Raw genomic sequence first — 17,043 nt, 5'->3', positions numbered from 1 at the left:
AAGGATCGGTGCCTTGATCTATGATCGCAGCAATATCTTCGCCCGCATCCTGCGCGGGGAAATTCCCTGCAAGAAGGTGTACGAGGACCCGTACGCCCTGGCCTTCCACGATATCAATCCCCAGGCCCCGGCCCATATCCTGGTGATCCCCAAGGGCCCCTTCACCAGCTTCGCCGATTTCTCGTCCCAGGCCACGATCGAGGAAATCGCCGGCTTCGTGCGCGCCGCCGGTCTGGTGGCCCGTCAGGCGGGGGTGGAGGATAGCGGCTATCGCCTGCTGTCCAATCACGGCCCCGACAGCCACCAGGAAGTCCCGCATTTCCATATCCACATCGTGGGCGGAAAACCGCTGGGTCCGTTGCTGGCTTAGGGACTGTTGAGCTTGAGAAAATCTGCCTCCCCGGCGAAGGCCGGGGAGGCAATTTATAAACTTCAGCGGCTTAGCCCACATAAATTCTTGAATCCTCCCCCTACCCGATGTCCTTGCGCATCGGGACGAAGGGGATGACGTTGCCGTCTGACAATTTCTCGGCATGGGTACCGGTGGCGATGAAGCCCAGCGCCTTGTACAGCGGCACGCCAGGCAACGTCGCCATCAGTTCCAGGCTGCGGAACCCCTCGGCCAGGGCTGCCTGTTCGGCGGCGCGCATCATCAGGCTGGCAATGCCGCGCCGGGCAAAGGACGGGTCGACAAAGAAGGCCCGGATCTTGGCGGCATCGACGCCTGGGTCCAGCAATTCCGGTGACCGGCCCGCCGCCTGATCCCCACCGAACAGGGTCCGGCGCCGACTCCACCCGCCGCAGGCGGCATAGCGGTCGCCGACCATCACCGCGAAATAGGTGCCGTCGGCGATCAGAGTGCCGTCGATGCCGAAAATCGCCTGCAACGAGGCATCGATCTGGCCGGGGCTATAATAGTCCCGGCTGAGATCGCGCACCGACCGTTCCAAAAGCGCTTCCAGCGCGAGCCGGTCTTCGGGCGTGGCCAGGCGCAGGACGGGTTCATCCACCATGGTTACGGCCGCATCCCCTTCACATCCTCGGGCGTCACGGCATCCTTATAGCCGTTGCCGAAATGCGTGCGGACATAATTCACGACGGCGGCCACCTGTTCATCCGACAGATAGGCGAATGACGGCATGGCCTTCTGCCCGTTGACCACCATGTGGATCGGGTAGGTCCCGGCCTCCAGATTGCCATTGGCGGCCAGGGCCGGATAGGCACCCGCCCCTTGCGCACCCTTGCCGTCGGGCATGTGACAGGCCTGGCAGATGGCGTGGTAGAGCTGTTCGCCATTCTGATAGGAGAAGCGGCGGGCATCGGCGAAATCGCTGCTCTGCGCATCGGTGCGCTGGGCGCCTGCAGGGCCCGTGGCAGCCAAGGCGGCAAGGAACAGGGCGGCGATCGACATCGGCTTGGTCACGCGCATGATCTTTCTCCCCCTCTTCATTTCGCCACAACGCGCTGGTGCAGGCGGGTGATGGCGTCCAGCGACGATTGCACCGCCCCTTCCTGCCAGGCCGGCAGGTAGGAGACATGTTCACCGGCCAGCAGGATGCGCCCATCGATCTGGCACATGTTCTTGTAATGCTCGGCCCGCTTTGCCTCCGTCCAGGACCCGAAGCAGCCCAGCGTCCAGGGCACGCGGTGCCAGGCCACCGCCACGCCATTATCGAATTCCTTGAGATATTGCGGGTGGATCTGCGCGCCGAACTCCACGCATTTCTTCACCCGCTCCTCCGGCGCCATGGAGGCGAATTCATAGGCGAACGGGCCCCAGGGATAGGCACCCAGCAGCACGCCCTTGCCCTTCTCGCCATAATGGCTGTTGGGGTAGGCGATCAGGGAGATGGGCAGGTCGGTATAGGTGATGCCGCCATAGATCTCCTCATCCTGTTCCCAGAAGCGGCGCTTGAACTGCAGGCCCACCTTGAACGCCGCCTCGTACGGCAGGGCGTTGATGGCGGCATCCATGTCCGCCGAGACGTTCTTCTTGATCTGCGACAGGATGGAGGCCGGGATGGTGCACAGGCACCAGTCGGCCTTGGCCGTCTTCACGGCCCCGCCGGCCTTGGTGTCTTGATAGGTGACGGTGACGCCGCCCGTGTCCTGCTGAATCTCAGTGACCTTGGCGTTGAAGGTGATCTTGTCCTTCACCTTTTCGGCCAGCGCCAGGGGGCCGGCATCCATGCCGCCCTCGGGCTGGAACAGGGCTGTCTGGAACTCGTACCCCGATCCGGTACCGATGGCCCGCCACAGGCCGGATTGCAGCAACTGCGAAAACTCGATGGGTTTGGAGAAGACGGGCTCCCCCGACAGGCCACCGCCGGGGTCCTTCTCAAAGCCACGGCGATTGGAGGTCTCGGCATTGGCCTTGTAGGCGTAATTGTCGTCAAGCGCGCCCCAGTCCTGCATGGCCTCCAGCAGCTTTTCCTGGTCCTCCTTGGTGACATAGCCGTCCAGGCCGCCCTTGTGTCCCAGCTTGGACAGAAGCTCGGCGACATGGCCGTTGAAATCGGCCAGCACATGGCGGTAGCGCTGGGGCTTGCCGCCAAAGGCGCTCTTGGAGTGGACATAGGCGTTGTAATTGACCTGGAAGAACGGCTCCAGCTTCACGCCCAGCTCTTGATAGTAATGCATCACGCCGCGATGATGGTACGGCACGCGCCAGGGACCGGGGTTCAGGTAATGGCCCTTGTCGAACCCCACCTTCTGCGTGAACCCACCCAGTTCAGTGTAGGTGTCGCCACCGCGCAGGGTCCAGGCGCGGCCACCGGCCTTTTCCCGGTATTCCAGAACCTGCACCTTGTACCCGGCCTTGCCCAGCTCATAGGCGGCCACCAGACCGGCCCAGCCGGCACCCAGGATCAGCACGGACGTGCCCTTGGGCGCGCCGGACAGATTGGGCGGCCCCTTGAACGCGCTCTCCGCCGCATAGCCCAGCGACGTCGCCGCGTGATACATCACGGAGCTGCCGGCAGCCGTACCGATCATGGCCAGCAGTTCGCGCCGCGTCATGCGGGACCGGGTGGGCATGTTGTTCATTGCAACCATCATCGCCTCGGATGGGAAATTCAGGGCACGACCTCGCAAGCACCGCCCCCGGTGACGCCGGGGGCGGCGAAGGTCGAGATGACAGGGATTTCAAGGGCCGGGGGCGGGGGATGGGCCACCGCCCCCGGCCATGTGCCTCACGCTCAGAACTTGACGGTCACGCGGGCATAATACATGCCGCCATTATAGCCCATGGGCGAGGTGTCGGGATAAACCTGACCCACGGCATATCCGCCACCAGCCAGCGCATCGACCTTGTCCGGGTAATTGTCGAACAGGTTCTGCACACCGATGGCGAAGTTCATGTTGTCATAGAGATCATAGGAAACCTCGGCATCGAACACCCATTCGGAACCGAAGGTCTTGGCATAGTTAACGGTGTCGGTGAACTTGCTGTAATAGCTGGCGCGACCCAGGATCGAGAAGGCGTCCAGCGTATACTGGGCAGAGAAGTTGCCACGGAACTTCGGCAACTGCTTCTCCAGGTCGGCCTTGCGCGTATCGTCGATAACGGCGGTGTTGCGCTTGATGACCTTGGTCTTGTTGTAGTTCACGGCGGTGGTCAGATCGACCTTGCCCTCACCCGCCGACACCGTGGTATTGGCCACGAAATCCACACCCTGGGTGCGGGTGTCGAAGGCGTTGGTGAAGTAGTTGACGGCACCCAGGGTGTTGGCACCCGGCACGCCCAGGGCTGCCAGAGCGATCTTATCGGCAGCCGACGGGGTAAAGTCACCGGATAGAGCGATACGGTCCTCAACCTTGATGTTGTAATAGTCGATGGTGACATTGATATCCGCCAGATCGGCAACGATGCCGCCGGCAAAGTTCACGCTCTTTTCTTCAGACAGCGGCTTGGCGCCGAAATACTGTGCCACGACGCTGGCCGCCGGATAGGTGCCGCGCGCCACCGGGCTGGAGCTGCCGGCGGGGAAGTAGGTCTGCACCGAAGAGGTCTGCGACTGGCCCGGCGTGGGGGCGCGGAAGCCGGTATTGACGGAGCCACGGATGGCGAACGCATCCGTGAAGTCATAACGGCTGCTGAGCTTCCAGTTGAAGGTGGAGCCGAAATAGTCGAAATCCTCGTACCGGGCGGCGGCACCAACGGTCAGGCTGTCGGTCACGTCGCCTTCCAGATCGGCATAGAAGGCGATGTTGTCGCGCTTGAACTCGCCCGAATCCTCCGGACGGAAGCCGGGGTAACCGTTGGACCCGATGGGCAGGGCCGCCGGCTGACGCGACAGGACATCGATGAAGGAGGCATAGGGGCCGACCGTGTAGGAGGCCGTGTCGCCGGGACCGATTTCATACAGTTCGCGGCGGAATTCGGTACCGACCGCGATGTTCAGCGGCGTGGCCCAGCCGATTTCCACCGGATAGGACAGATCGACGTTGAAATTCTCTTCTTCCTGTACCAGGCGACCGACATAGAATTCGGTCGGGCTGGCCGGACCCATGGACGGGTTGACGGTATTCTTCAGGTCGTAATCGATCTGGCTGCGGCCAAAGGAGCCGGAGACATTGTAGGTCAGGCCGCTTTCCAGCTCATGCTTGAAACCGCCCAGAATGGAGGCGTCCTTCACATCGCCATAGAAGCGGGGGGTGAAACCCGTCGGGAACCATTCGCCGAAGCTGAAGCCGTTGGGATCACCCGCCACCGGCATCACCGGGCCCGTCACGCCATGGCTGCGGTCATTGGGGCGGTAATAGAAGGAGCCATTGGCCTTCGACGCGCCGTAATTACCGAACAGATAGATCGAGGCCGTGTCGGTCAGGTCGATGCCGGAATTCACGAAGACGCGCGTGGCTTCGCTGTCCGGGTCGCCCCAGTTCATGGCCAGGTCCTTCTTGGCCGCCGGTGCGCGCGGGTCCTGGACGCCACGGTTGGTCGGGTCGCCCTGGCTATATTCCGCCGACAGGTTGAAGAAGCCATTGGGGCCTAGCGGCAGACCGACATTGGCGGCGAACTTGGCATTGTCGCCATCGCCTTCATAGGTGGAGCCATACTGGATCGTGGCAGAGCCGCCTTCGGACGCGTCCTTCAGCTGGAAGTTCATCACGCCGGCGATGGCGTCGGAACCATACTGGGCCGCTGCACCGTCGCGCAGCACTTCCACCTGCTTGATGGCGATGGCGGGGATCTGCGACAGGTCGGGCGCCTGCGCACCCGCCGCCAGGGCACCACCGGACAGCTGCACCAGGGCCGACCGGTGACGGCGCTTGCCATTCACCAGGATCAGGGTCTGGTCGGGCGGCAGGCCGCGCAGCGTCGGCGGACGCACGAAGGTGGAACCGTCGGAGATGCCGTTACGGCTGACATTGAAGGACGGCACCAGGGTACGCAGGATGTCGTTGGTATCGCTAAAGGCCTGCTTTTCCAGATCACCCGCCCCCAGAACGTCGATGGGCGCCAGGCTTTCGGTCGCGGTGCGGTTGGCCACGCGCGTACCGGTCACAATGATCTCTTCGATCTCGCCCACCGGCTGGGCCAGGGCGGTCAGCGGCAGAAGGCTGGTCGTGCACAGGATGCCGAACGCGACCTTCCGCACGGATGCGCGCTTGGCCGGCTTGCTGTTATTTACCTGCATGAGAGGTCCCCTGTTCAACTCGGTTGTTTGGTTCCTTCCTCCTCGGTTGCGTTTCTTCCCCGATACGGTCCCTTTGCGGGACGCTTTGCCGGGGTCCGGTCCCCGCCGCCGGTGTTCCGGTCGTGCAGGCCCCCCGTCCCCGATCCCCCGCCTGTCCCTACCCGTGGAGCAGGCTGGAGGTTCGTTGAAAACCGAAGGGGCCGGTCAGGGGCTTTCCCGTGCCCCCGACCGGCCCCAGCCGGCTATTTCTTGGCCTTGGCGGCCACCACTTCGATTTCCACCAGCATGCCCGGTGTCACCAGGCTGGAAATCTGCACTGTGGAGCGGGCCGGTTTGTTGGGCTGCTCCGGCGTGCCGAAGAACTTGGTATAGCCGGCCATCATGCCGGCGAAATCCATCTTGCCCTCCTTGGCCGGGTCGCCGACCAGGTAGACATGCATCAAAACGACATCGCCCATGGTCAGACCCTGGGCCTTCAGCGTTTCCTGGATGCGGGTCAGGACATTGACCGTCTGCATTTCGGTATCGCCGAACACATCTACGCTGCCGGCGGGGGCATCCTTGTTCACAGCCGGCGGCACCGTGCCGGACAGGAAGAACAGATCGGACCCGGCCGGCACCTGCACTGCCGAGGCAATGGGGAAGTTCGGCACATCCGTGCGCTTGATCTCGCGGGCCTCTTCCTTGGCGCAACCCGTCAAGGCCGCCGCGAGGACCAGGAGACTACCCAACCGCTTCAACATTCTTCCTCCATTATGGATGGGCCGGGACCGCGTGTCAGCCACGGGCCGGCGGAGACAGGGGATGAACCAGCCAGACCTTGCGGCCTTCATCCCAGGAGACGCCGGACAGAAGTTCCGGCGGGTTGAGGCTGGCAGCCGGTTGCCGGACCTGACGGTCCACCGCCCGCGCCTTGGCAGCAACCAGAGCCGGCGGGGCCGTGACCACCCTGACGACATTCCTGACGGCGACCCTTACGGCATGTTTGGCCATATCCACCTTCGCGTCTGTCGGCGGGGAAGCGGCAGCCATCGGGCCTTTGCGTCGCCGCCCATCCCCCTGATACGAAACAGGGTTTCAGCAACAACCGTGCCACAGCTGTGCATGTGCGAAATCAAGGATGCCGCTGGGGAAGCCACCAAGACGACTGCTCAACAAAGGGGCAGCCTGCCATCAAAGAAGAAGTTCTGGTGATTTTTGAGGCAGGGAAGAATTGAAAAAGGGCAGTTTGGTTAATTTTTCCTTAATTAACGCAAGAATAGTGCCGGTCTTCGCGGCAAAGTTACAACTGTCCCCTACCTTGGCTGCTATTGCTTATGATTTGAGCAAATCTTCATCCATCCCCGCGTTCGGCCATCATTAGGGCCGGCTGGCTCTGCGCCCGGCGCCAGGTGCGGCGGCCCGGCACTTCCTGCGCCACGAAGATATAGCCCTCGGCGGCCAGCTGTTCGGGCCGCATCGGGTGGTGGTGGCGGTCATCCAGATAGATCTCCTCCACCCCCTGTTCGGCCTGACGCCGGACGGACAGGATCAGATGATGGCCGCCATTGCCGGGCAGGCGCACGATGGTGGCGCGCAGGGCGCCACGCGGGAAACCCCGGCGCAGCAGCCGGGAAATGCTGGTCATGACGACATCATCGCAATCCCCGGCCATGCCGCGCCCCGGCGTGCCCAGAATCTCCCATCGGTCCTGCTTGTCCTCGCGATAGATCAGGTCATCCACCACCTGCCGGTGGACCAGCACGGCCATGCCCAGCGTGGCGCGCCCGGCATCGACCCGGTCCATCCCGACGGGCGTGCCCACCCTGCCGCCCAGACCCACGGCGCAGCCGGGATCACGGTCACCATAGGTCTGGCAATAGGTGCGGTACTGGGCCAGCGGCTCCATCTCCCCATCCCAGGCCAGGGCAAGGGCCGGCGCATTGGCCGTCAGGACCGTGGCCAGCAGCAGGGTCAGCGCCAGGAAGGGCGACAGCCGGCGCAATCGGTCGCGCGCTATAGATCGAAGGACATAGAGACTATCTTGCCGACAACTAAATATTAATATTTTGGTAACCAATATCAAAATGACGATACGCCGCAGCACGGAATAATAATGTTCAATATTGCGCTGCAAAATTTCTGTATTTGCATCGCAATATAATGGATTTGATATCCCGTACAGGACAGTGACGGTCATGGCCGTTCGCTTATCTGCGTTTCCTCTGGCCCATCACTGTATGTCAGCAAGAATTATTCGCCACCCGAAAATTGCCATCACGACAAGAAAAGACGCGCCTTTCCTGTTCCGGCAGCAGGGGCGGCCAGGCGGGGAAGGCGCGTCAAGTGGGTAGGTATGGGTGTGAGATGACGGGGCAGGTCGGGTCGGACTATCCCTTGCTGCCCCCTGCAAGACCGGCGGCGGACATCCGCCGGGTAGTCACACCATCGGTCAGAAATCCTGACCGATGGTGTCCGCGCCGACTGGCGCGGCGGCGGCACATGCCGCCGAAGCCTTTAGTTTCGAATTATCGAAACTAAAGGCAATCAGTATCAGGCGCGACTGCGCCAACCTGGCGCTTCCGCGTCCAATATCCTTTCAAGCTGCAGGACCCGGTCCTCCAGCCGTGCGGCCCGATCCGACAGTTCGGCAGCCGCCCCTTCCGACAGGCCCCCGACACGCATGGCCCGCATCTGGGTCAGATGCTTCATGACGATGGCCACGATGGGGATCATCAGGGCCATGACGGGAACGATAAAGGGAGAGTTGAACATCGTGCGTCGCCTTGGCTACCGGATCAGGGGGAGGGGCGTTCCAGGTCGCGGAACTGCCGGTTCAAACCGAATTCAGGGCTGGTGACATAGCGTTCGATGCCGGCCACCCGGCGGTCGATATCGTCCAGCGCCCGGAAACGCCGGCGCAGGTCGACCTCGCTCTGCGCCACCTCGATATCGATCTGGTGCCACCGGCGCACCCCCCGGGCAATCAGCGCCACGATGGGGATGCACAAGGCCAGAACGGGGATCATGAAGGGGCTCATGGCTTCACCTGATGCGGGGGGGAAGAAGCGGCGGGGCGCCTTACTTCTTCTCCAGGTCGCGGAACTGCCGGTGCAGGTCATACTCGCGGGAGGCCACGAACCCTTCCAGCTTGGCGAGGTCACGGTCCAGGTCGCGGAACTTGCCGCGCAGACCGGACAGGGTCTGGTCGGGCTTGGTGGCGACGGAGTGCATGAAGACCTCCTCCTCCCGCGTCTCGTACAGGCCTGTGGGCCGTTCTTTCAGCAGCCACCACAGGATGATGTAACCGGTGAAGAAGACGGGCGGAAACAGGAAGAAGCCAACAACAAAGCCCAGGCGGATGATCCAGGTATCAAGGTTGGCATACTCGGCGATACCACCGCAGACGCCGGCGACCTTGCTGTCGGTGCGGCTGCGCCACAATCGATACCGCCGGGAAGGATAATGGTCGCCCATGCCGTCCTCCGCATACCGTTCGTGGTGGTCTTGGGCGCGACCGGGATCGGATGATGACGGGGCCGGGCCCCAATCCTCACGCTGCCGCTGCTTTCCCTTGGACCCGCCGAACGTGTCGGGCCCCAGGCCGAAATAGTCCGCCCAGCTCTGTTCCGGGCGCTTGCCGAAATATTCCTGTTCCCAGTTCCGGTTGTGGCCGGAACCGCGCCCCGACCGCGACCGATACGGGTCGCGGCCGGGGAAGGGCGGCGGGGTGCCGGGGCCGTGGCGGTCGCTCATGCTTTCGCCCTCCAGCCCGGCGCCTCGGCATCCAGGATCTTTTCCAGCTGCCGGATGCGGTCTTCCATCTTGTTGGCGGAATGCCAGAGTTCGGACAGCATCTGCTCATCATCCGCCGACAGCGTCTTGGCGATGCGCCAGCGGGTTACGTAGTGAAAGATGATCCAGACGGGCGCCACGATCACCATGAAGATGACGGCGACGACAAATACTCCTTCAGGCATAGTTGCCCCCCTTATCCCAAGGCCCAGCCCAGTGCGGGCGGCCCCCTCTCATTCCCGATGCGAGGGGCGCCCCGTTCGGGGTTACCCCTGCTGATCCTTGGCCGCGAGCCTGGCCTTGAGTGCCGCCAGTTCCGACTCCACCTTGGACTCGGCTTCCAGTTCGGCGATCTCGTCGTCCAGGCTCTTGGCGCCGCGGCCCATGCCCAGCACTTCAGAGCGACCTTCCAACACATCGAGGTTGCGTTCAACCTGCTCGAAGCGGGAGAAGGCATCGGTGATGCGATCGTCATAAAGCTGGGTGCGGACCTTCAAGCGGTTGGTGGCGGTTTTATGCCGCGCAATCAAGGTCTTTTCGCGGGTCTTGGCATCGGCCAGCTTCACCTGAAGCGCGCCGATATCCTCGTTGGTCTTGGCCAAGGCGCTGTCCAGGCGGCCCAGCTCGCCAGCCATCTGCTCGGCGGCTTCGGCCAGCTTGGCCTTGGCAACCAGGGCACCCTTGGCCAGATCTTCGCGGTCCTTGGACAGGGCGAATTCGGCCTTGCGCTGCCAATCCTCCGACTCGCGGCGGATTTCGGAGAGGCGGCGCTCGATCTCCTTCTTCTCCGCGACCGTCTTGACGGCGGAGGAGCGGACTTCGACCAGCGTGTCTTCCATTTCCTGGATGATCAGCCGGACCAGCTTCTCCGGGTCCTCAGCGCGATCCAGGATGGCGTTGATGTTCGAATTGACGATGTCGCCGAGGCGGGAAAAAATGCCCATGTCGGGGTCTCCTTCAGGCAAGGGCAATGAAAAGGTTGCTCAAACCGGTGGCCACCGCAAGGATGATCCAGGCTTCCACCGGCACGGCCCGGAAATCCTCATAGAGGTCCCGGAACATGCCGCCCGCGGGCCGGGCAAAGAACCCGTCAGCGGACTTGGTATAGCCGGTTGCCGGCTGATCGGACATCCCATTGTCGTAGGTGAAGTCGGTCATGGCTGGCTTCCTTGCGATCTCGTTGTTTCCCCGGTGTCTGAAAGCAGTAAAAGCAAGGGGTGTGCCAACTCTCGGCCACAATCTCACTTTTGTTTAATATCAATAGCTTAGTTGATTTGACGATTTTGCGACGATAGGGGGATGGGTGGCAATCAACCCACTCGTTGGCGATTCTCACCACTCGCTCGCCAATCCGCCCACTCTTCGCTAAGATGCTGATATTGGCAGTCAAAAAAGAGTGGCACCGGCCCCATGTCTCCCGCCGTTTCCCCCCCGTCGCTGATCGGTCAGGCCCCCTCCTTCCTGGGTCTGATGGAACATGTCTCGCAGGCCGCCCCCCTGAACCGCCCCACCCTGGTGATCGGGGAACGCGGGACGGGCAAGGAACTGGTGGCCGCCCGCCTGCATTACCTGTCACCCCGCTGGGACAAGCCGTTCGTGAAGCTAAACTGTGCGGCTTTGTCCGACACGTTGCTGGAAACCGAGCTGTTCGGGCATGAGGCCGGGTCCTTCACGGGCGCCGCCAAGCGGCATGTGGGCCGGTTCGAACTGGCCGATGGCGGCACCCTGTTCCTGGACGAGATCGCGACCGCCACCCTGCGCGTGCAGGAGAAGATCCTGCGCGTCATCGAATATGGGGAGTTCGAGCGGGTGGGCGGCAACACCACCATCCAGATCGATGTGCGCGTGGTGGGGGCGACCAATGCCGACCTGCCGCACCTGGCCGATCAGGGTAAATTCCGCGCCGACCTTCTGGACCGGCTCTCCTTCGACGTGGTCACCATCCCGCCCATGCGCGCCAGGCCGGAGGATATCCCCATCCTGGCCGAACATTTCGGCGTGGCCATGGCCCGCGAACTGGGCCGCCCCTTCTTCGGTGGCTTCACGCCCGACGCGATGCAGCAGATGCTGGCCTATGAGTGGCCCGGCAATGTGCGTGAGCTGAAGAATGTGGTGGAGCGCGCCGTTTATCGCGCCGGCGACCCGGAAAGCCCCATCACCGACATCCATTTCGACCCGTTCCAGTCGCCCTGGCGGCCCAAGCAGATGTCGATCTACGACCATGGGGCACCAGCGCCCATCGTCGTCACCATGCCCCCGCCCGCATCGACGCCCAGCGCGCCCGCCGCCGCGCCTGTGGACAATACCGGCCCCGCCCTGCCCGAGGGTCCGTGCGACTTCCTGGGTCTGGTCGCGGATTATGAGAAGGTGCTGCTGCGCAATGCCCTGGAACGCAACCAGTTCCACCAGAAGCGCGCCGCCGCCGATCTGGGCCTGAATTATCACCAGTTCCGGGGCTATCTGCGCAAATACGGCCTTCTGGAACGCCGCCACGGCCCGCGTGAGGCCGATGATGGCGACGAGGGGGATGAAGGCTGATGCCGCCCAAGGCCTATAAAAATATAGAGGCGTTCCTGGCGGACCTGCCGGCGGAAACGCTGGCGGTTGTGCAGGAACTGCGCACCCTGATCCGGGCCGCCCATCCCAGGCTGGTGGAGGGGATCAAGTGGAACGCCCCCAGCTTCGCCCTGGAAGGTACCGACCTTGTGACCCTGGGACTGCAACGCGACGGCACCGCCCGGCTTGTCCTGCATCGGGGGGCCAAGGCCAAGGACAATAGCGGCTTCCGCTTTGACGATCCCGAAGGACTGGCCGACTGGCCGGCACCCGACCGGGGCGTGGTGGTGATCAAGGACAGCGCAGAGATGGCCGCGAAGGCCGAACCGCTCGCCGTCATGATCCGGCGCTGGGTGGGCGCGTAGAGGGGGGCCGCCCCCTCACGGCGCGTGCATATCCATCAACCCACCCGGCAGTTCCATCATGAACGGCCCGTCGGTCCAGAGCAGGACGCAGCGCACATCCTTGCCCGGATAAATCCGCGACAGGGCGGCGCGGTAGGCGGCCATCTGCTGAAGATAGATGGCCGGCACCTTCTCCACCTCACGCGGGGGCGGGCGGTTGGTTTTATAGTCCACGATCCAGACGGCATCGTCGGTCACGCACAGCCGGTCGATCCGGCCCGACAGGGCGCGGCCACCGACCAGACCGACCAACGGCACCTCCGCCCGGCTGCCCGGCGCGAACAGGGGCGCAAAGGTCGGGTCGTTCAGGACGCGCAGCGCCTCCGCCCCGATTTCTGCCTGCTGCACGCCGGTCAGGTTGTGGGCGGGCCGGGCCAGCCAGGCCGCCGCCACCTCTGCCCACCGCGCCGGCTCCGTCTCCGGCAACACCTGCAACAGCGTATGGATCAGGTTGCCGCGCTTGAACCGCAGCCCATCGTCCGCACCCAATGGAGAACGCAGGGACGGTTCCGGCGCGTCGGGTTGCGACGGGGCCAGTGGCTTGGACGGGCTGGGATCGCGCGGTGCCGGTTCCAGCGCCCAGGCCGGCAACTCCACCCCCATCGCTGTCGCCGCCACAGCCACGGCCTCGTCGCGCACCGGCACCGTCTGCGCCTCATGCAGCACCAGTCCGGTTCCGGCCCAGCCGGCAGGCGACAGGGTGGTGAAATCAAACGGTTCCGGTCGCGCCATCCCCTCCAGCGCGCCTTCAATCAGCCGGTACCAGGAACCGGGGCCACCCGTCTTGCGCTGCTGTTCCCAGCCGCAAACGATCAAGCGATCCTCCGCCCGCGTCAGCGCGACATAGAGCAGGCGGCGATATTCCTGATCGCGCCGGCGGTTGGCGATGGCCCGGCGTGCCCCCGCCGTCGCATCCTCCATCCCCCGTCTTGGTGCATAAAGCGGCAAGGGCGGGCCGGGATCGTCCTGCACCTCCCCCACCAGCGGCTTTTCCGGCCACAGGATTTTCGGGCTTTTGTCCGGTTCGCGCATCGTGTCGGGCAGGAAGACGATGGGGGCCTGCAACCCCTTCGACCCATGCACCGTCATGATGCGCACCTGCCCCGGCCCGTCGCCGCCACCGGTATCCAGCTCGCGCTTGATCTCCGCCTCCGACGCTTCCAGCCACTGCAGGAAGCCTTGCAGGGAGGCCACATGCTCCCGCTCGAACAGCAGGCAGGCGGTCAGGAACTCCTCCAGCGGGTCCTGCGCCTCCGCCCCAAGACGGGACAGGATGGCGCGCCGCCCCGACCCGGCGGGATCGGGCGGACAGGGCCGCGACAGCACGCCGGCAAACAGCTCATAGGGCGCGCGGTAATCGGTATCGTTCAGGATGGCGCGCAGATAATCCCAGGCCGTGGCCAGGGCCGCATCCTCCTTTGCCTTGTCGGTCAATGCCGCCCACAGCCGCCCTGGCCGCCCATGCGCCACCTGGAACAACTGCTCCTCGCTCAACCCCACCAGCGGGGATTTCAGCAGGATGGCTAGGTTCAGATCATCCTCCGGCAGGACCAGGAACCGGGCCAGCGCCATCAGATCCATCACCGCCAGCTGTTCGGTCAAGACCATGCGGTCCACGCCGGCAACCGGCACATCCCGGTCCTTCAGGGCGCGCACCAGATGGCCCACGAACTGATCCCGGCTGCGCACCAGCACCATGATGTCGCCGGGCCGCAGGGGCCGGTTGCGCGACACCAGCCTCTCGCCATCGGAAAGCCAGCGGGCAATCTGATCCGCCATGGTGCGGGCCAGCCGCGCCACCGGCTTGTCCGCCTGTTCTGGTCTCAGCGGCAGGGACCAGGGGTCGGGATCGGTGGCATCCTGCGGGCTGACCAGGGGCCAGATTTCCACCCGTCCCGCATGGCCACGCCGGTGCGGAATGTGCCGCACCTCCACCTCCGGCCCGGCCACCCCGTCACGGGCCAGACCGCTGGAAAACACCTTGTCCACCGCCGACAGGACGGCCCCCACTGACCGGAAACTGGTCTGCAGGTCGACGATGCGCCATGTACGCTGGGCCGCATTGACCTTGGCATCGAAATGCCCACGCATGCGGGCGAATTCGGCGGGGTCGGCGCGCTGAAAGCTGAAGATCGACTGCTTGTCGTCGCCCACCACGAACAGGGTACGCACCCGGTCATCCCGCGCCCCCAGGCCCGCGAAGAACTCCTCCGCGATGGCAGACACGACCGCCCATTGTTCGGGGTTGGTGTCCTGCGCCTCATCGATCAGCACATGATCCAGACCGCCATCCAGCTTGAACAGCACCCAGGCGCAGGCATCCGCTCCCGCCCCGCCCGACAGCAGACTTGAGGCCGCCAGGATCAGATCGTCGAAATCCAGGACCCCGCGCGCATCCTTCAACCGCTGATACCGGCCCAGCAGCGCCTCGCCCAGGACCAGCAGGGCCGACGTATGGGCCGCGACGGCTACCCGTCGCCGTTCCTCCATCACGGCGACAAGACGCGCCGCCTCCCGCTGCAAAATCTCCAGCGCCATCGGATCGGCTTCCGACGGCTTCTTGGTCATCAGGGCCTTGCGCGGTTCCCCCTCATTGGTCAGGTACAGCGACGTGTAATCGGCCCAGCCGCGCAGGCGGCGCGGTACATCCCCGTCCAGCCAGGCCTGGATGCCGATCCCGCGTTCCACATCCGTCTTGGTGCCCGTGGCCAGCCTGGCGCAGGCCCGGCGTAACCCGACGTCATCCACAGTACCGGCGGCGCAGGCGCGCGACAGCACCGACAGGTCCGTCTCCCCGTTGGGCACGCGCAAGCTGCCGCGCAGGGCCGCGATGGCGGGTTCCAGCCCGCCCTCGGCGTCCAGGATGCGTTTCAGCCGCCCGCGCTCCGCCGTCAGGCTTGCCAGAAGATCATTGAACTCATCCTCCGACACCGACCCGGTCAGCAGATCGACCGCATTCGCCAAAAGACTTCCGGGTTCGAAACGACCAGCCAACAGAACGGATTGTTTTGCTTCCGCAAGCAACTCCTCTGCCGTGCGGTCGTCCATGACCTCGAAATTCGGGGCAAGCCCGGCCTCCAGCGGGAAGCGGCGTAGCAACGACTGGCAGAAGGCATGGATGGTCTGGATTTTCATGCCGCCGGCTGTATCCAGCACGCGGGCGAACAGGCGGCGGGCCGCCACCACCTCTCCGCGCGACGGTTCCCGCCCCGTCAGCGCGTGCAGATTGGCGCGCAGCTTATCCTCATCCTGCACCGCCCAGACCGACAGGCGGTCGGCGATGCGGTTGGCCATTTCCGCCGCCGCCGCCTTGGTGAAGGTCAGGCACAGAATGCGCGACGGGTCGGTACCGGCCAGCATCAGGCGCAGCACGCGGTCGGTCAGGACCTTGGTCTTGCCCGTCCCCGCCGACGCGCCCACCCACACCGAGCTTTCAGGATCGGAGGCAAGCCGTTGCAGGACATTGGGATCGGTGGGGCGGATGTCATTCATGGGGACGCAGCCTACAGGCACGATACCCCACGGGTCCAGACAGACGAACAGATCGCGCCGCACGTGTCCACCGACACACTTTCTTCACCCGGCCATTGTGGATTATGCTCTCTCCCTTGTTCGCTGCCCTGATGCGCGGAGGCGCCCATGGACACGGTACGCTGGCTGGCTTCCGCGCCCAACAAGGCGGCCTTTCGGGTGGCCTTTGCATTTGTCGCCGTCTCGTCTCTGTGGATCGTGTTTTCCGATCAGGCGGCCAAGGCCATGTTCGGCGACGTGACCGAGCTGTCGGCCTTTCAGACGGTCAAGGGCCTGCTCTATGTCGGCGTGACGGGGCTGATGCTGTTCCTGCTGGTCCGGTTCCTGGTGGGCCGTCTGGCCGACCGGACGACGGAGGCGCTGGGCGCACGCGAGGCAGCGGCGGAAGCGATGCGTCAGGCCGGCATTGAAAGCCGCGCCCTGGAACGCGCCAAAAGCCAGTTCCTGTCCTCGGTCAGCCATGAATTGCGCACGCCCTTGAACGCCGTCATCGGCTTTGCCGACATGCTGGGCGACCCAACCCTGCCCATGCCGGCGGACCGGGTGCGCGATTATGCGGGGGAGATTTCGGGGGCCGGTCATCATCTGCTGGAACTGGTGGAAAGCATCGTGGCCTGCGCAGAGGCCGAGACGGGCCACAGCCTGACCCCGGAACCGCTGGACCTGCGTGAAGAGGTGGGGCGGGTGGCGGGACAGGCGCGGGTGCGGGCACAGCACCGCCGCACTTCGGTGGAGAATCTGGTGCCCGACGGGTTGATCGTGAAGGCCGACCCGCTGGCCCTGCGCCAAATCCTGTTCGCGCTGCTGGACAATGCCGTCACCCATACGCCTGAACATAGCCATGTCCGCATCGATGGTGAGGCGACACCGGCGGGAGAGGTGGTGGTCAGCATCGTCGATGACGGGCCGGGCCTGCCGCCGGAAGTGGTGATGGGCATGGGCCGCCCCTTCCTGCGCGGCGGCGATCCGCTGACGGCCAGCGTCGGCGGGCTGGGCCTGGGCCTCTATCTCGCCACCCTGCTGACCAGCCGCCATGGCGGACACCTGTCGGCAGACAGCCCCGATAACGGCCAGGGAACCCGCATCCGCATCGCCCTGCCGGCGGGTGTGGCGGCTTGATGGGGGACTGTTTAGAT

The 17,043-nt window shown here is 64.4% G+C and carries 18 protein-coding genes; 4 read left to right on the top strand and 14 right to left on the bottom strand.

Annotated features, from left to right (window positions below; all coding sequences use genetic code 11):
• The first annotated feature begins 13 nt into the window (after positions 1 to 13).
• On the top strand, positions 14 to 370 hold the full coding sequence (locus ACODSP_RS02845; RefSeq protein ID WP_488964119.1) for a histidine triad nucleotide-binding protein: 357 nt from the start codon (positions 14 to 16) through the stop codon (positions 368 to 370).
• A gap of 100 nt (positions 371 to 470) precedes the next feature.
• Here the strand turns inward: ACODSP_RS02845 and ACODSP_RS02840 are convergent, their stop codons facing one another.
• The 13 genes from ACODSP_RS02840 to ACODSP_RS02780 form a co-directional block, all read right to left on the bottom strand.
• Positions 471 to 1,013, bottom strand: coding sequence for a GNAT family N-acetyltransferase (locus ACODSP_RS02840; protein ID WP_488964118.1), 543 nt, complete (start codon positions 1,011 to 1,013; stop codon positions 471 to 473).
• 2 nt (positions 1,014 to 1,015) lie between these two features.
• Entirely contained in the window at positions 1,016 to 1,429 is a 414-nt protein-coding gene (locus tag ACODSP_RS02835; RefSeq protein WP_488964117.1) for a c-type cytochrome, read from the bottom strand.
• Positions 1,430 to 1,446: 17 nt separating this feature from the next.
• Positions 1,447 to 3,045 carry a flavin monoamine oxidase family protein gene (locus ACODSP_RS02830; RefSeq protein WP_488964116.1) on the bottom strand — a complete coding sequence of 533 codons (1,599 nt, stop codon included), beginning with the start codon at positions 3,043 to 3,045 and terminating at the stop codon, positions 1,447 to 1,449.
• A gap of 152 nt (positions 3,046 to 3,197) precedes the next feature.
• A complete protein-coding gene (locus tag ACODSP_RS02825) occupies positions 3,198 to 5,642 on the bottom strand; it encodes a TonB-dependent receptor plug domain-containing protein (RefSeq protein ID WP_488964115.1) in 2,445 nt (814 codons plus the stop codon).
• A 242-nt stretch (positions 5,643 to 5,884) separates the two neighbouring features.
• Positions 5,885 to 6,385 carry a RidA family protein gene (locus tag ACODSP_RS02820; RefSeq protein WP_488964114.1) on the bottom strand — a complete coding sequence of 167 codons (501 nt, stop codon included), beginning with the start codon at positions 6,383 to 6,385 and terminating at the stop codon, positions 5,885 to 5,887.
• Positions 6,386 to 6,419: 34 nt separating this feature from the next.
• Complete coding sequence (locus ACODSP_RS02815; RefSeq protein ID WP_488964113.1) at positions 6,420 to 6,674, bottom strand: hypothetical protein; 255 nt, start codon at positions 6,672 to 6,674, stop codon at positions 6,420 to 6,422.
• Positions 6,675 to 6,975: 301 nt separating this feature from the next.
• Positions 6,976 to 7,626, bottom strand: coding sequence for a transglutaminase-like cysteine peptidase (locus tag ACODSP_RS02810; protein ID WP_488964112.1), 651 nt, complete (start codon positions 7,624 to 7,626; stop codon positions 6,976 to 6,978).
• 548 nt (positions 7,627 to 8,174) lie between these two features.
• The gene (locus ACODSP_RS02805; protein WP_102112714.1) at positions 8,175 to 8,396 is read right to left on the bottom strand and encodes an envelope stress response membrane protein PspB; all 222 of its coding nucleotides are present in this window, start codon (positions 8,394 to 8,396) and stop codon (positions 8,175 to 8,177) included.
• Positions 8,397 to 8,419: 23 nt separating this feature from the next.
• Positions 8,420 to 8,662, bottom strand: coding sequence for a hypothetical protein (locus ACODSP_RS02800; protein ID WP_488964111.1), 243 nt, complete (start codon positions 8,660 to 8,662; stop codon positions 8,420 to 8,422).
• Positions 8,663 to 8,702: 40 nt separating this feature from the next.
• Entirely contained in the window at positions 8,703 to 9,377 is a 675-nt protein-coding gene (locus ACODSP_RS02795; RefSeq protein WP_488964110.1) for a PspC domain-containing protein, read from the bottom strand.
• The gene (pspB, locus tag ACODSP_RS02790) at positions 9,374 to 9,601 is read right to left on the bottom strand and encodes an envelope stress response membrane protein PspB (RefSeq protein ID WP_054166666.1); all 228 of its coding nucleotides are present in this window, start codon (positions 9,599 to 9,601) and stop codon (positions 9,374 to 9,376) included. Before pspB ends, ACODSP_RS02795 begins: the two co-directional genes overlap by 4 nt.
• An 81-nt stretch (positions 9,602 to 9,682) precedes the next feature.
• Complete coding sequence (pspA, locus tag ACODSP_RS02785) at positions 9,683 to 10,360, bottom strand: phage shock protein PspA (RefSeq protein WP_488964109.1); 678 nt, start codon at positions 10,358 to 10,360, stop codon at positions 9,683 to 9,685.
• Positions 10,361 to 10,373: 13 nt separating this feature from the next.
• Positions 10,374 to 10,574: a hypothetical protein gene (locus ACODSP_RS02780; RefSeq protein ID WP_054166664.1), complete on the bottom strand. Its 201-nt coding sequence runs from the start codon at positions 10,572 to 10,574 to the stop codon at positions 10,374 to 10,376.
• 252 nt (positions 10,575 to 10,826) lie between these two features.
• Between ACODSP_RS02780 and pspF the strand changes: the two genes are divergently transcribed.
• Entirely contained in the window at positions 10,827 to 11,954 is a 1,128-nt protein-coding gene (gene pspF / locus ACODSP_RS02775) for a phage shock protein operon transcriptional activator (protein ID WP_488964108.1), read from the top strand.
• Positions 11,954 to 12,337, top strand: coding sequence for a DUF1801 domain-containing protein (locus tag ACODSP_RS02770; RefSeq protein ID WP_488964107.1), 384 nt, complete (start codon positions 11,954 to 11,956; stop codon positions 12,335 to 12,337). Before pspF ends, ACODSP_RS02770 begins: the two co-directional genes overlap by 1 nt.
• A 15-nt stretch (positions 12,338 to 12,352) precedes the next feature.
• Here the strand turns inward: ACODSP_RS02770 and addA are convergent, their stop codons facing one another.
• Positions 12,353 to 15,931, bottom strand: a complete 3,579-nt coding sequence (gene addA, locus ACODSP_RS02765; RefSeq protein WP_488964106.1) for a double-strand break repair helicase AddA — start codon at positions 15,929 to 15,931, stop codon at positions 12,353 to 12,355.
• 84 nt (positions 15,932 to 16,015) lie between these two features.
• On the opposite strand from addA, the gene ACODSP_RS02760 reads away from it, so the two are divergent.
• Positions 16,016 to 17,026 carry a sensor histidine kinase gene (locus ACODSP_RS02760; protein WP_488964105.1) on the top strand — a complete coding sequence of 337 codons (1,011 nt, stop codon included), beginning with the start codon at positions 16,016 to 16,018 and terminating at the stop codon, positions 17,024 to 17,026.
• Positions 17,027 to 17,043: the final 17 nt, after the last annotated feature.

The organism is Niveispirillum sp. FG156, from assembly GCF_057809555.1.
The sequence above is the reverse complement of the archived record's forward strand: the minus strand, read 5'-3'. Positions and strand labels throughout refer to the sequence as shown.

Excerpts from the sequence above, each read along its gene's own strand:
- ACODSP_RS02840 (WP_488964118.1), bottom strand. The coding sequence starts at position 1,013 with ATGGTGGATGAACCCGTCCTGCGCCTGGCCACGCCCGAAGACCGGCTC.
- ACODSP_RS02835 (WP_488964117.1), bottom strand. The coding sequence starts at position 1,429 with ATGCGCGTGACCAAGCCGATGTCGATCGCCGCCCTGTTCCTTGCCGCC.
- ACODSP_RS02830 (WP_488964116.1), bottom strand. The coding sequence starts at position 3,045 with ATGAACAACATGCCCACCCGGTCCCGCATGACGCGGCGCGAACTGCTG.
- ACODSP_RS02825 (WP_488964115.1), bottom strand. The coding sequence starts at position 5,642 with ATGCAGGTAAATAACAGCAAGCCGGCCAAGCGCGCATCCGTGCGGAAG.
- ACODSP_RS02820 (WP_488964114.1), bottom strand. The coding sequence starts at position 6,385 with ATGTTGAAGCGGTTGGGTAGTCTCCTGGTCCTCGCGGCGGCCTTGACG.
- ACODSP_RS02815 (WP_488964113.1), bottom strand. The coding sequence starts at position 6,674 with ATGGCTGCCGCTTCCCCGCCGACAGACGCGAAGGTGGATATGGCCAAA.
- ACODSP_RS02805 (WP_102112714.1), bottom strand. The coding sequence starts at position 8,396 with ATGTTCAACTCTCCCTTTATCGTTCCCGTCATGGCCCTGATGATCCCC.
- ACODSP_RS02800 (WP_488964111.1), bottom strand. The coding sequence starts at position 8,662 with ATGAGCCCCTTCATGATCCCCGTTCTGGCCTTGTGCATCCCCATCGTG.
- ACODSP_RS02795 (WP_488964110.1), bottom strand. The coding sequence starts at position 9,377 with ATGAGCGACCGCCACGGCCCCGGCACCCCGCCGCCCTTCCCCGGCCGC.
- pspB (WP_054166666.1), bottom strand. The coding sequence starts at position 9,601 with ATGCCTGAAGGAGTATTTGTCGTCGCCGTCATCTTCATGGTGATCGTG.
- pspA (WP_488964109.1), bottom strand. The coding sequence starts at position 10,360 with ATGGGCATTTTTTCCCGCCTCGGCGACATCGTCAATTCGAACATCAAC.
- ACODSP_RS02780 (WP_054166664.1), bottom strand. The coding sequence starts at position 10,574 with ATGACCGACTTCACCTACGACAATGGGATGTCCGATCAGCCGGCAACC.
- pspF (WP_488964108.1), top strand. The coding sequence starts at position 10,827 with ATGTCTCCCGCCGTTTCCCCCCCGTCGCTGATCGGTCAGGCCCCCTCC.
- ACODSP_RS02770 (WP_488964107.1), top strand. The coding sequence starts at position 11,954 with ATGCCGCCCAAGGCCTATAAAAATATAGAGGCGTTCCTGGCGGACCTG.
- ACODSP_RS02760 (WP_488964105.1), top strand. The coding sequence starts at position 16,016 with ATGGACACGGTACGCTGGCTGGCTTCCGCGCCCAACAAGGCGGCCTTT.